Origin of the sequence: Dyadobacter diqingensis, from assembly GCF_024220585.1 — a bacterium.
Taxonomy (GTDB): Bacteria; Bacteroidota; Bacteroidia; order Cytophagales; family Spirosomataceae; genus Dyadobacter; species Dyadobacter diqingensis.
In genome coordinates this window covers 586,561-599,580 of the sequence record NZ_JAMXKF010000001.1, presented here as the reverse complement: position 1 = coordinate 599,580, position 13,020 = coordinate 586,561, and the positions used below count along the sequence as shown (strand labels likewise).

12 protein-coding genes are annotated in these 13,020 nt (G+C 44.1%); 2 read left to right on the top strand and 10 right to left on the bottom strand.

Annotated elements, in window-relative coordinates:
• Positions 1-27 precede the first annotated feature (27 nt).
• Genes M1L62_RS02455 through M1L62_RS02435 form a run of 5 tightly spaced genes read right to left on the bottom strand, consistent with a single transcriptional unit; the run spans position 28 to position 4,895 of the window.
• Positions 28-612, bottom strand: a complete 585-nt coding sequence (locus tag M1L62_RS02455; protein ID WP_254411415.1) for a 1-acyl-sn-glycerol-3-phosphate acyltransferase — start codon at positions 610-612, stop codon at positions 28-30.
• 37 nt (positions 613-649) lie between these two features.
• Positions 650-1,846, bottom strand: a complete 1,197-nt coding sequence (locus M1L62_RS02450; RefSeq protein WP_254411414.1) for a site-2 protease family protein — start codon at positions 1,844-1,846, stop codon at positions 650-652.
• Positions 1,836-2,471: an HAD family hydrolase gene (locus tag M1L62_RS02445; protein ID WP_254411413.1), complete on the bottom strand. Its 636-nt coding sequence runs from the start codon at positions 2,469-2,471 to the stop codon at positions 1,836-1,838. The genes M1L62_RS02450 and M1L62_RS02445 overlap by 11 nt, the downstream gene beginning before the upstream one ends.
• Positions 2,472-2,490: 19 nt before the next feature.
• Positions 2,491-3,444, bottom strand: a complete 954-nt coding sequence (locus M1L62_RS02440) for an acetyl-CoA carboxylase carboxyltransferase subunit alpha (protein ID WP_254411412.1) — start codon at positions 3,442-3,444, stop codon at positions 2,491-2,493.
• A gap of 26 nt (positions 3,445-3,470) precedes the next feature.
• Positions 3,471-4,895: an MBL fold metallo-hydrolase RNA specificity domain-containing protein gene (locus M1L62_RS02435; RefSeq protein WP_254411411.1), complete on the bottom strand. Its 1,425-nt coding sequence runs from the start codon at positions 4,893-4,895 to the stop codon at positions 3,471-3,473.
• 286 nt (positions 4,896-5,181) lie between these two features.
• Between M1L62_RS02435 and dacB the strand changes: the two genes are divergently transcribed.
• Both dacB and M1L62_RS02425 read left to right on the top strand, forming a co-directional pair.
• A complete protein-coding gene (gene dacB, locus M1L62_RS02430) occupies positions 5,182-6,654 on the top strand; it encodes a D-alanyl-D-alanine carboxypeptidase/D-alanyl-D-alanine endopeptidase (RefSeq protein WP_254411410.1) in 1,473 nt (490 codons plus the stop codon).
• 7 nt (positions 6,655-6,661) lie between these two features.
• Complete coding sequence (locus M1L62_RS02425; RefSeq protein WP_254411409.1) at positions 6,662-7,075, top strand: GNAT family N-acetyltransferase; 414 nt, start codon at positions 6,662-6,664, stop codon at positions 7,073-7,075.
• A gap of 50 nt (positions 7,076-7,125) precedes the next feature.
• On the opposite strand, the gene hslV is transcribed toward M1L62_RS02425, so the two are convergent.
• From hslV to M1L62_RS02400, 5 genes are all read right to left on the bottom strand, one after another.
• A complete protein-coding gene (gene hslV, locus M1L62_RS02420; protein ID WP_254411408.1) occupies positions 7,126-7,668 on the bottom strand; it encodes an ATP-dependent protease subunit HslV in 543 nt (180 codons plus the stop codon).
• 138 nt (positions 7,669-7,806) lie between these two features.
• Positions 7,807-8,085, bottom strand: coding sequence for a hypothetical protein (locus M1L62_RS02415; protein WP_254411407.1), 279 nt, complete (start codon positions 8,083-8,085; stop codon positions 7,807-7,809).
• Positions 8,086-8,110: 25 nt separating this feature from the next.
• A complete protein-coding gene (locus M1L62_RS02410; protein ID WP_254411406.1) occupies positions 8,111-9,757 on the bottom strand; it encodes a pyruvate dehydrogenase complex dihydrolipoamide acetyltransferase in 1,647 nt (548 codons plus the stop codon).
• A 117-nt stretch (positions 9,758-9,874) separates the two neighbouring features.
• On the bottom strand, positions 9,875-11,662 hold the full coding sequence (gene lepA / locus M1L62_RS02405) for a translation elongation factor 4 (RefSeq protein ID WP_254411405.1): 1,788 nt from the start codon (positions 11,660-11,662) through the stop codon (positions 9,875-9,877).
• Between the two features lie 49 nt (positions 11,663-11,711).
• Positions 11,712-12,947: a DUF819 family protein gene (locus M1L62_RS02400; RefSeq protein WP_254411404.1), complete on the bottom strand. Its 1,236-nt coding sequence runs from the start codon at positions 12,945-12,947 to the stop codon at positions 11,712-11,714.
• Positions 12,948-13,020: the final 73 nt, after the last annotated feature.

Below are 13,020 nucleotides of genomic sequence, written 5' to 3'. Positions count from 1 at the left end.
AAGTTACGGCTTTTTTTTGAGCGTCTTTCAGTCTTTTTGTTGGCTTATTACCGTCCCGGTTCGTTCGTATTCCCGAAGCCAGGTTTTATGTTTGCCCTGAATGCTGCTGTAAAAATCGTAAACTTTTTTCAGGTCTGTTTCCATATGACCCGTGAGAAACAATGGTTCACTAATCACCAGAGCTTTGCGGGGATAGTCAAATCCTATTAAAACTAACGGAACTTGTGCTTTGAGGGCGATGTGGTAAAAGCCGGTTTTGAGTCTTTCAACGTCTTTTCTGGTCCCTTCCGGGGTTATGGCTATGTGCAGCTGCTGATTTGCATTGAAAAGATTGGCAACGGCATCAACCATATTGGTAGACTTATTCCGGTAAACGGGATAACATCCCAGCGCACGAAACAGCCAGCCGGAGTACCATTTGAAAAGCTGACTTTTTGCCAGAAAACCGATATTGATTTTTATTTCTCCCCGGGCACCCAGACACACCATGAAATCCCAGTTGGAATTATGCGGCGCTCCAACCCACACAGCCTTCCTGATTTCGTAGGGCGGCCTTCCGATGATTTTCCAACCGGCGATACGAAAGATGAATGCCGCAAGGTTGTTTAACATCGGATTGATAAGAGGTTGACTAGTTTGGCCAGCTGGTTCAGAGAACTATGAATGGCTTTGGACTAAACGAAATAATGAAGATAATCAGTGCAAATATTCCAAGAATCATCCGGGCCGTTCCGATGGGCTTGTTGTCTTCGGTTTCAGGATGACGGATTCCTAAAAAGCGTCCGAGGATGAAAACAAAGGGAAGAAAATTTGAATAACCATCCCAGTCCGGACGGATGTAGGTAGCACCAAACTGGGCAACCACGATCATCAGACTAAGCATAATGGCGTTTGCAGGATTCTCGCTGATTTTTCTCAGACAGATGTAAAGGAAATAAATGTAGATAAACAGAGAAAGCAAATGCTCATAAAAAACAGAATCGCTGCTGATCGCGAAGTCCTCGGTGCGGAACATACCCAAACCCGCGTAAAATATGAATACAACGAAAAGCGCAGGCGCCACGACATCGAATTTCTTTTTACCGATCATCCCGTACAGAATATGGCCACCGTCAAGCTGACCGATTGGAATCAGGTTCAATGATGTGAAAAATAGGGCCAGATATCCTGCAAAAATATACGGATAATGAGTCATCTCATAAGCATGGGGTACGCGCGCGGGATCAGCAACAAAGGTTTTGAAGAACCAAAAGAGAATATTGTCGCCCAAGGCTAAATTCCCTTCTGCATTTTCGTAGGCAAACTGCGGATAACTTAGTCCGTAACGTGCATATTCCGGGTGAATAGTGAAAATATATTCGGGTGGCGGAAGGTGCGTAAAACCATAATACAACACCACCAGCGCAGCAATAAATCCGGCCAGAGGCCCTGCAATACCGATATCAAAAAATTTCAGCCGGGAACGAACCACAGAAGTTATTCTGATGAAAGCACCCATCGTACCGATACTTTGTGGAATTCCAAACCACATCGGAATGTAATAGGGAAGTGTAACCTTAACCTGATGTAATTTGGCCGTAAAATAATGGCCAAACTCGTGGATTGTCAGGATTGCCAAAAACGGGATGGAGAACTGGAAACCGGCAAAAAACTGGGTCCAGCCCATCGGCGTTTTTGTCAAAAGAATATCTTTTCCTGATATTTTTTCGGCTAAGAAATGAACCGACGAGGTTACGAAGGAAAAAAAATTGCCAAACATCCATTCGGCACCCGCCATGGTGGTAGTGATAACGGTGGCAAGAAAAAGCAATCCCTGAATCAGGTGGGTACGGGTATTAGGCGACATAATCTTTAAGATAGTCCAATATTGTGACAGGCTTTTGTACGAGAATTGTGTCGATGCCTAATTTGGAAGCTGCTGCAATATTGTCTGCATTATCGTCAAGGAAAAGTGTTTCCTCTGCCACCAGACCTGACTCCCGTAGTACCTGAAGATAGATTTCAGGGTTTGGTTTCATCAGTCCCATTTTATAGGAAACATAAACTTTTTCAAACAAATCATCCAGTTTTTCAACGCCCGAAGCCGCATGCAAAATCTTGTTAACCTCTTTGATATGAATGGAGCTGGTGTTACTCAACAGGAACAAACGGTAATTTTTGCTTAGCGCTTTTATCAGCTCAATGCGCGCCGGAGGAATATCCAGTAAGAGGCTATTCCAGGCCGTATCAATAATTTCTTCTGACCAGTCAGGGAATTCAAGCAGCTCCCTGACCATGTTTCTAAATCCGTCTTCATCCACCAATCCGGTTTCAAACAAGCGGAAGAGCTCTTTTTCTTTAAAAAGCGTCAGGATCTCATGTTGTTCCTTACCACTCAGTTTGCTAAAAGAACTCGAAGCGAGGGGAACGTCGATATTGAGAATGACATCACCCAGGTCAAAAACTATATTCTTAATACGGCTATTTTTCATGGAACGGCTATAAGCTTGATTATTCTACAACCACACCCATTGCACAGAATTTATCAATACGCTGATCAATTCTTTTCTGGGGAGAGATAGAAGAAATTTCTTTAAAATTACTCAGGATGGTTTTCTTCAGTTCGGCAGCCATCCATGCGTGATCCAGATGTGCTCCGCCAAGTGGCTCAGGAACAATGCCGTCGATCAGTTTATTGTTTTTCATATCCTTGGCGGTGATCTTCATCGCCTCGGCAGCCTGTTCTTTGAAATCCCAGCTGCGCCATAAGATAGTTGAGCAGTTTTCAGGAGAAATTACCGAATACCAGGTGTTTTCCAACATCAAAACACGGTCACCGATGGCAATACCAATTGCCCCACCGGAAGCACCTTCTCCGATAACGATACAGATAACGGGTACTTTAAGCAGGAACATCTCTTTGATATTGCGTGCAATGGCTTCACCTTGTCCGCGTTCCTCCGCTTCCATTCCGGGAAATGCACCCGGCGTATCCACCAACGTAACGATTGGAATATTGAATTTTTCCGCCATCTTCATCAGGCGCAATGCTTTGCGGTACCCTTCCGGATTTGGCATCCCGAAGTTGCGGTGCTGACGCTGCTTGGTATTGCGGCCTTTCTGCTGACCAATAAGCATGAAAGTCTGTCCGTCGATGTTGGCAAGTCCGCCAATCATGGCAGGATCATCGCGTACCTGGCGGTCGCCGTGAAGCTCGATGAATTCATCACAGATTAACTGGATATAGTCCAGTGTATAAGGGCGGTCCGGATGGCGCGAAAGCTGGACACGCTGCCAGCTGGTAAGCTTTCCGAAAATTTCCTTACGAAGTTCAGTAATATTGTTTTCCAGCAGGGAAATGGCATCAGAAACATCAACATTATTTTGTTGCGCTAATGCCTTCATCTCTTCGAGCTTACGTTCTAGCTCGGCCATTGGTTTTTCAAAATCAAGGTATGTTCTCATGTTATATTTCTTCTTTGTGGCCCGGACTAAAGTTCATAGGAGCGTCCCCTTAACGGTATTTCTACCGTATTGTAGCCAATTTCATTAATTTTATTTTGAAAATCAGACATGCTTTGTTGTTCACCGTGAACCAAAAAGACAGCCTTTAATTTCTCAGGATCCTGCATTTTTACAAACCGGATCAGGTCATTTTGATCTCCGTGGCCGCTAAATACGTCAATTTTTTCAATATTAGCCAAGACAGGCAGCTTGTTTCCACGAATCGAAATACTATCCTGCCCGTTTAAAAGCCTCCATCCCAGGGTTCCTTCGGACGCATAACCGATCATCAGAATGGTTGCGTACGGGTTGCCGATGTTGGCCTCCACGTGTTGTTCAACGCGTCCGCCCTGTACCATTCCCGACGAAGAAATGATAATGCAGGGTTCATTGTAGTTGGATACGGCACGACTGGCATCCGAACTTTCCAGATAGATCAGGTTGTCAAAATCAAAAAGAATGTCGTTATCAGCATGAAAGTTTCTGGCTTCTTTATTCAAAAGCCTCACATAACGCTGATACACTTTTGTGCTGCTATGCGCAAGCGGGCTATCAGAAAATACTTTCAGGTTAGGGAAAGCATGATCGGCGTAAATTTTGTTTAGCGTATACAGTAAAGCCTGTGTCCGCCCAACGCTGAAAGAAGGGATAATAAGCCTTCCCGGAATGTCGACACAGGTACGTTTGATCACATCGGCAAGGGCGGTTGCAGGAGAGGTGGTATCCTCATGCAGGCGATTTCCGTAGGTCGACTCACAAACCAGATAATCGACCTGAGGCACTTCCTGCGGGTCAATCAGCAGCGGATAGTTGCTTCTGCCAATGTCTCCTGAAAAACAGATCCGTTTTTTTTCTCCGTTTTCAGTAACTTCAACCACGATATGTGCCGCGCCAAGTAAGTGCCCGGCTGCATAAAATGTAATCGAAACGTGATCGGCGATCCGGTAACGCTGGCCAAAAGAAACCGGAACAAAATTATCCAGTGCCTCAATCACATTTTTTTCCACGAAATAATCCCGGGGAACATCCTTCTTTTTTCTGCCTCGCTTTTTATTGGAAGAGCCGTTTTGGGCATTCAGCCTTTTCTGATGCAGGTTTGCTGCATCTTTTAAGAGTAGGGAAGTAAGGGCAAGTGTGGGTTCTGTACAAACAACTCTTCCTTCAAAACCTTCTTTAAATAAGTTGGGAATGTTGCCGGAGTGATCGATATGTGCGTGCGTAAGCAGCACTGTATTGATTAGGCTTGCATCAAAAGGGAAAACACTTTTTTGTTCATCATAGCGCGTTCTTCTGTCTTTTTCGTCTAAATCAAAGTCCGAGCCGCAATCGATCAAGATCCGGTAGTCGTCTGTTTCCAGTAGAAACATACTGCCGGTAACTTGCTGGGCGGCTCCCCAAAATGTCAATTTCATGTGTTATGTAATACCGTGAATATCTATATTATGATCTTCCTCTATGTGAGAAAAAACAATATTATTTCGAATCTTAATGGTCAATCAAAAAGATTAAGTTAAAGTAAAAACGTGAGCAGCAAAATAATGCTTATGTAATCACGGCAATTGTTGCGGAATATAATCAACTTAACTTAAACATTTAACTACAAAAGTATCAAAAAAGAGGCGTAGAATTGCCGAAGTCTATATAGTTTAGCATGAGAATGCTTCTTTTTTTTAACCGACCCAGACCAAATAAAGATTTATGAAATTAATATTTACCTTTTTCTGTATGCTGATCCTGCATGAGATAAAGGCTCAATCCATTGATAGTTTGGCATTAACGGGTTTTAGCGATGCCGTGCTTGAGCTCCAAAACAGCGAGCTGATCAGGAACGGGACACTGTCTGTGAGCGTAAAATCCGTGGCCGACAAGAAAACTATTTTTGCGATTAATCCTGAAAAGTCTCTGCCATCGGCATCTATACTCAAACTGGTAAGTACCGCAACAATTCTTTCTGTCCTGGGAGGTGATTTCAGATATCAGACCTTTCTGGAATATGATGGTTTGATCAAAAAAGATACGCTTGTCGGTAACATATATATCCGCGGAGCGGGGGATCCTTCCTTGGGCAGCGATCGTTTTAAGGATTATCCGGGCAGTACGCAGCTGATAAGCCGGTGGACGGCTGCAATTCAGAAACTGGGGATTAAATATATCAAAGGAGATGTTCTGGCTGATGCGTCTTATTTCGACAGCAATACGTTGGCAGACAGCTGGATCTGGGGTGATCTGGGGAATTATTACGGCGCGGGCGTTTCAGGGCTTAATTTTAACGATAACCAGTACCGGATTAAATTTAAACCTGGCGTTGAGGAAGGCGATCCGACGAGTTTGCTGGGTATTGAACCGGCCATACCGTACCTGGTTTTTACCAATCGTGTGACGACCGGCGAACGAGGTTCAGGGGATAAAACGGTTGTGTATGGAAATCCTTTGAGCAATCAGGTTATATTGACCGGAACCGTGCCCAGAGGTGTCGTGAGTTTTTCAGTGAAGGGATCTATTCCGGATCCGGCGATGTACGCAGCGTACGCCTTAAAACAAGGTCTATCCGGAACCATCGCCTTTATTTCCGAGCCAGGTGCTTTAAAAGGAACAGCGACTTCGCTGATTCCGACGGGTAAGAAAGTACTGGATGAGTACAAATCACCGCCATTGAGAGATATTTGTCAGCAGGCTAATTATTGGAGTGTGAATTTATATGCTGACGCATTTCTTAAAAAAGCGGGGAAACAACTGGAAGGCAGATCTGATTATGACGATGCGGCCAAGGCCGTAACCAATTACTGGTTGAACAGAAAGGCTGACATGAGAGGTTTTTTTATCAAAGATGGAAGCGGACTATCACCGTCGGGATCTATTACGACCCATAACCTCACCGATATTTTGAGCCTTGCCACCAAGGAGGCTTCCTATCCTGATTTTTATAAGAGTATTGCCGTTTTAGGTCTTAACGGAACCGTCAGGAATTTGGGGAAGGGAACGAAGGCGGCAGGAAATATTCATGCAAAAAGCGGCTCTATTGAAGGTACGAGAGCTTATGCAGGTTATGTAACGACCAAATCCGGCATGGTGCTTAGTTTCGCCATGATCGCAAATAAATATCAACAGGAAAGCAGCCGGACCGTGTCGGAAGAGCTGGTGAGGCTAATGACATTGCTGGCTGAGTTATAATAGTTTTATGCAAATTGAAATCAAAAAAGCTGCTCTGGATGAGATACTGCCAATCCGGCATGTTGTGTTATGGCCTGACAAACCCTTTGAATTTGTCAAAGTAGAAGGAGATGAAACAGGAGTTCATTTTGGATTGTATCAGAACGCCCAACTGGTAACGATTATCTCGCTGTTCGGTGAAGGGGAAAGCATCCGTTTTCGAAAATTTGCCACCCTGCCTGAATTTCAGAATCAGGGTCTTGGGAAAAAAATGATATTGTTCGTGATGGATTATGCCAGGGAAGCCGGTTTTAAAAGAATCTGGTGTGATGCCCGGGCAGATGCCTTACATTTTTACGAAAGGGTAGGTTTTGAGAAATTTTCAGAGGTCTTTGTAAAGGAAGGTATTGACTATTACAAGATTGAAAAACTGCTGAAATGACGTAAAACGGGTGATGTGAGTCAAAAACACCTCACCCGTTTTACGTTTTGCTATTGAGCGATTTTCTCAATAACCAGATTATGATTGGTATAAATACACAAATCGGCAGCAACCGTTAGCCCCTCGCGAACCATTTCTTCTGCTGTCAGATGCGTGGCGTGTTTTTTCAAAGCCTGCGCTGCGGACAAAGCAAAATTTCCACCAGAACCGATAGCTGCTATTCCGTTTTCAGGTTCGAGCACATCACCTGTTCCGGATATCACCAGAATTTCTTCTTTATTCGCCGTGATCATCATCGCTTCCAGTTTTCTCAGATACCGGTCCGTGCGCCAGTCTTTTGCAAGTTCGATGGCGGCACGTTTCATATTGCCTCCATAGGCGTTTAATTTCTCTTCAAAGCGTTCAAGAAGGGTAAAGGCGTCAGCTGTTGATCCCGCAAATCCTACCAGGATTTTGCCACCCATCAGTGTACGTATTTTTTTTACGTTACTCTTGGCAACGGTATTTCCCATTGTCGCCTGTCCGTCCGCACCGAGTGATACAGTACCATTGTGAAGTACACCAAGCACGGTGGTTGCATGTATTTTTTCCATATTCTCGTTATGAATTCTGAATGGTTGTCTGCTTACACCGCAGAAAAATTTATTCTGTTATTAAAACAAAAGTGCCAGGTTGTAAAACCTGACACTTTTGACATTATTGTATTTTTAAATTGAAATCATTTCGAAAAACTAGTTATTGTTTTGCAGGAAGTTTAAGATGGATTGGAGTTCCTGCCTAGAGTTCTCATTTTCAATAAGTCTTCTCTTTATTTCAGCAGAATCAGTACCCATCTTTACACCCATTCCATCTGTTTTTCGATCTAATCTTTCAGTTATTACATCTAATTTTTCAACAATTTTGCCTAATACTCCGGCTATTTCATCTAACCTTCCATCCATTTCGTCTAACCTTCTACTTATTTTGGCAATAAGTGGCTCGATCTGATTTAAGCGGTCTTCTGATTCCATAGTGTGTGTGATTATAATTAATACTTTAAACCAACATGCTCATCGGCTCTTCCAACAGCTTCTTCACGGTATTCAGGAACTGAGCGGCAAGTGCTCCGTCCACAACACGGTGATCAGCAGAAAGGGTAACTTTCATGATGTTGGTTGGGTATACAGTACCATCTTCTTTGAAGGCTGCTACTTTCTTAATGCCACCAATCGCCAAAATACAAGAATCTGGTGGGTTGATGATCGCTGTGAATTCGTCCACACCAAACATACCCAGGTTTGAAATCGAGAATGTATTTCCTTCCCAATCCTTAGGCTGCAATTTTTTATCTTTTGCTTTACCGGCAAAATCTTTTACTTCTGACGAAATAGTAGAAAGATTTTTCTTGTCAGCATCACGGATTACAGGCACTAAAAGTCCTTCGTCAACCGCAACGGCAACACCGATATTTACATAATTGTATTTTCTGATTTTATCTCCCAACCATGCAGAGTTAACAGCAGGATGTTGTTTCAATGCAATTGCACAAGCTTTGATTACGAAGTCGTTGAAAGAAATTTTAGCAGGGCTAACTTCATTCAATTGCGGACGTAATGCCATTGCTTTGTCCATCACAATTTCCATCGTTACATAGAAATGCGGTGCAGTAAACAAGCTATCACTCAAACGACGTGCAATCGTTTTACGCATTTGTGAAACCGGTGTGTCAACGAAATCGCCGTTTGCCGGTGCAGCTGCTGCCTGAGCTTCTGGTTTCGCAGGTGCCGATTCAGCAGCTTTCGCAGCCGGTGCAGCTTCTGTTTTGGCAGCTGGTTTGAACTCATCCACATCACGTTTCACGATACGGCCATTGTCACCGCTTCCTGCCACCTGATTGATGTTGATTCCTTTTTCGTCAGCAAGACGACGTGCAAGAGGAGAAGCTTTGATACGGTCTCCTGAATCAGCAACCGAAGTTGGTTTTTCAGCAGCTGCTTCTGGTGCAGTCTCCTTGGCAGCCGGTGCCGCTTCTGGCTCAGCTTCGCCGTTTTCACGGGCTAGCAAGGCTTCAACGTTAGATCCTTCTTCACCGATCACTGCGATAATTCCGTCAACAGGAACTGCTTCGCCTTCTTTGATACCTACATAAAGCAAAGTACCATCTTCGTATGCTTCAAGTTCCATTGTGGCTTTGTCGGTTTCAACTTCGGCCAGAATATCTCCTGATTTTACTTTATCACCCACTTTTTTCTGCCAGGAAACCAAAGTTCCTTCCTCCATCGTATCGCTCATTTTTGGCATACGAACTACGGCAGCATTAATTTTTTCAGTAGATTTTGCTGGTGCAGCAGCAGGTTTTTCAGCCGCTGGTGCAGGAGTTTCTACCGGTGCAGCTTTGGCTTCTTCTTTTGCCTCCGCTTTTCCGTTTCCACCACCTTCTTCCAGTAATGATTTATAATCTTCGCCTTTTTCACCAACGATAGCCATAATCCCGTCAATAGGAACAGCATCGCCTTTTTTTACGCCTATATAAAGAAGAGTACCATCATAATACGATTCAAGATCCATAGTAGCTTTGTCGGTCTCGACTTCGGCTATAATTTCACCGGATTTGATTACATCACCAACTTGTTTGTGCCATTCTGCAATAACACCTTCTTCCATGGTGTCGCTCATCTTGGGCATACGGATTACTTCTGCCATATCGGTATTTGTCGTATTTTAGTTTCTTGGGTATTACAAATAGATTCGAGTCAAATTTACAACAAAAGGCTTACGAAGCACTTTCTTTTGTTATTAAATTATAACGCTGTATTCAATTTAATTAATCTTTAATACAGCCATAAATGCTTCCTGAGGTATTTCTACGTTACCAACCTGACGCATTCTTTTCTTTCCTTTTTTCTGCTTTTCAAGCAATTTACGCTTACGGGAAATATCACCACCGTAACATTTTGCCAATACGTCTTTACGCATCGCCTTCACGGTTTCACGGGCAATGATTTTCTGTCCGATAGCAGCCTGGATCGCGATTTCAAACATTTGTCTTGGGATCAGCTCGCGCAATTTTTCGCAAAGTTTTTTACCCCATTCGTAAGCTTTTGTTCTGTGAACGATGGCCGACAAAGCGTCAACCGGCTCACCATTAAGCATTACGTCAAGTTTTACCATGTCCGATTCTTCGTATCCTGCCAGATCGTAATCCAGAGAAGCATATCCTTTGGAAATCGTTTTCAGTTTATCAAAGAAGTCAAACACCACTTCTGCAAGCGGCAATCTGAATTGAAGCTCTACACGTTCAGCTGTCAGGTAAACCTGATTTTTCAGCATGCCGCGTTTGTCCATACAAAGCGTAAGGATCGGGCCGATGTAGTCAGATTTTGTGATAATCTGTGCATTGATATAAGGCTCTTCAATCCAGTTGATTAAGTTAGGCTCCGGCATTTCAGAAGGCGCACTAATGTTGATCAACTGATCTTTTGTATTGGTAATTCTGAACTGAACCGACGGAACGGTGGTAATAACGGTCATGTCAAATTCACGTTCCAGACGCTCCTGAACAATTTCCATATGGAGCATGCCAAGGAAACCGCAACGGAAACCAAAGCCAAGCGCGGCAGATGTTTCAGGTTCCCAAACCAGGGCTGCGTCATTCAACTGAAGCTTTTCCATGGCGTCACGGAGTTCTTCAAATTCGGTGGTATCAACTGGGTAAATACCTGCAAATACCATCGGTTTTACTTCCGAGAACCCAACGATGGACTCAGACGCCTGACGATGCAAATGCGTGATCGTATCACCTACTTTTACTTCTTTGGCAACCTTGATACCTGAGATAAGATAACCTACATCACCGCATTCAACCACTTGTTTTGGTATCTGAACAAGGCCAAGTGTTCCAATTTCATCGGCAATATATTCCTTACCGGTGTTCATGAACTTTACTTTATCACCTTTTTTGATACTTCCGTTTTTAATACGGAAAATTACCTCAATACCACGGTACGAGTTAAACACCGAGTCGAAGATAAGTGCTTGTAAGGGAGCTTCCGGATCACCAACTGGTGCGGGAACTCTTTCAATAATGGCGTCCAGGATTTCTTTGATACCAATGCCTTCCTTTCCACTGGCCGGGATGATGTCATCACGGTCGCAACCCAAAAGATCAACCATCTCGTCCTTGATTTCCTCAGGCCTTGCACCTGGTAAATCCACTTTGTTAAGTACGGGAATGATTGTAAGGTTATGGTTTATCGCAAGATATAAGTTGGAAATTGTCTGCGCTTCTGTCCCTTGTGACGCGTCTACAAGCAGTAGTGCACCTTCACAAGCGGCAATAGAACGGGAAACTTCGTAAGAAAAATCGACGTGTCCCGGCGTATCAATAAGGTTCAGTGTGTATTCTTCCCCTTTGTAAAGATAAGTCATCTGGATTGCGTGGCTCTTGATCGTGATGCCGCGTTCGCGTTCCAGATCCATATTGTCAAGGAGCTGAGCCTGCATGTCGCGGTTGGATACCGTTTTGGTAAATTCCAGTAAACGATCTGCCAGGGTGCTTTTTCCGTGGTCAATATGGGCAATGATGCAAAAATTACGAATGTTCTTCATGAAATTAATTATATAGGCTGACAAAATTACACGCCTAAACTTTCAAATCCTACATTTCGCTAACCCACTGCATCATAAGTGCAGAAAGATAGCCTCCATAAGTCCCAATGGCGTATCCCAGAATTGCCAATATTATTCCAACCGAGGCAAGGGAAGGATGAAAAGCCGCAGCGACCACCGATGCGGATGCCGACCCACCCACATTAGCCTGGCTGGACACTGCCAGGAAGAAGTAGGGAATTTTCAGCCACCGTGCGACTAGCACAATCGTTCCTGCATGAACCAGCATCCAGATCGCCCCTATGGCAAAAAGTCCCGGATTATCGGCAATCGAGCCCAGATCCATTTGCATCCCGATGGTCGCGACCAGTATATACAGGAATACACTTCCAAGTTTTGATGCTCCGACATTTTCAAGTTTTCTCAGCGGCGTTAGCGAAAATATTATTCCCATCAGTGTGACCAGTCCGGTTATCCAGAAAAAAGTGGAAGTAAGACTATATTTTTCGAGAGCCGGGTAATGTTCAGCCAAATAGGGTGTTATTTTTTCTGCCAGCCAATGCGCAAATCCTGTCGCGCCCAGTCCCACAGCACTCAGATAAATGTAGTCGCGCGTGGCAGGGATACGTTGGTTGGTCTGCTGAAATTCTTCCAGATGATTTTTTACTTCGTCGATCTGGCTGCTGTCTGCTTTTAGGAAATGATCAATTTTTGTGGCAAAACCAGCTCCGTAAATCAAAACGGCCATCCACAGTTCAGCAGTAATTACATCGACCGCCACAATTTGGGAGAATAACCTGTCGCTTGGTTTAAAAACTTCCCGAAGCGCTGTTTGATTAGCACCGCCGCCAATCCAGCTTCCGGCAATGGTCGCAAGCCCTCTCCATATGGCGTCCGGGCCTTCGCCGGCAACCGTTTCAGGACTTATCTTCCCGACAATGAAAAGTGCAATGGGCCCGCCGATAATAATGCTGAATGAGCCAACCAACATCAGAATAATGGCCGGCGGTCCCAGTTTAGCCAATTGTTTCCAGTCCATTCCAAGTGTGAAAAGGACCAGGCAAGCGGGTAAAAGATAACGGGAGACAACCGGGTAAAGCTGAGAACCGGCGCCATTGATGATGCCAAAGGAATTGAGAAGACCAGGAATAAAATAACACAACAGCAAAGGCGGGAACACGGAATAAAACTTTTGCCAGCCTTTTTGCGGAAGCGACGCTGTGTAAAATACCATGGCCAGAATGACCAGCAACAGGCCTAATACAGAAGCATCATTTTGTAACATAATCTTTCATTTTGTGGGTTTGAAGGAATTAACAGGTCAAATATAGGAACTTAGGTTTACCCCAAACAAAGTT

Coding starts and splice junctions, on each gene's coding strand:
- M1L62_RS02455 (WP_254411415.1), bottom strand. CDS start 612: ATGTTAAACAACCTTGCGGCATTCATCTTTCGTATCGCCGGTTGGAAA.
- M1L62_RS02450 (WP_254411414.1), bottom strand. CDS start 1,846: ATGTCGCCTAATACCCGTACCCACCTGATTCAGGGATTGCTTTTTCTT.
- M1L62_RS02445 (WP_254411413.1), bottom strand. CDS start 2,471: ATGAAAAATAGCCGTATTAAGAATATAGTTTTTGACCTGGGTGATGTC.
- M1L62_RS02440 (WP_254411412.1), bottom strand. CDS start 3,444: ATGAGAACATACCTTGATTTTGAAAAACCAATGGCCGAGCTAGAACGT.
- M1L62_RS02435 (WP_254411411.1), bottom strand. CDS start 4,895: ATGAAATTGACATTTTGGGGAGCCGCCCAGCAAGTTACCGGCAGTATG.
- dacB (WP_254411410.1), top strand. CDS start 5,182: ATGAAATTAATATTTACCTTTTTCTGTATGCTGATCCTGCATGAGATA.
- M1L62_RS02425 (WP_254411409.1), top strand. CDS start 6,662: ATGCAAATTGAAATCAAAAAAGCTGCTCTGGATGAGATACTGCCAATC.
- hslV (WP_254411408.1), bottom strand. CDS start 7,668: ATGGAAAAAATACATGCAACCACCGTGCTTGGTGTACTTCACAATGGT.
- M1L62_RS02415 (WP_254411407.1), bottom strand. CDS start 8,085: ATGGAATCAGAAGACCGCTTAAATCAGATCGAGCCACTTATTGCCAAA.
- M1L62_RS02410 (WP_254411406.1), bottom strand. CDS start 9,757: ATGGCAGAAGTAATCCGTATGCCCAAGATGAGCGACACCATGGAAGAA.
- lepA (WP_254411405.1), bottom strand. CDS start 11,662: ATGAAGAACATTCGTAATTTTTGCATCATTGCCCATATTGACCACGGA.
- M1L62_RS02400 (WP_254411404.1), bottom strand. CDS start 12,947: ATGTTACAAAATGATGCTTCTGTATTAGGCCTGTTGCTGGTCATTCTG.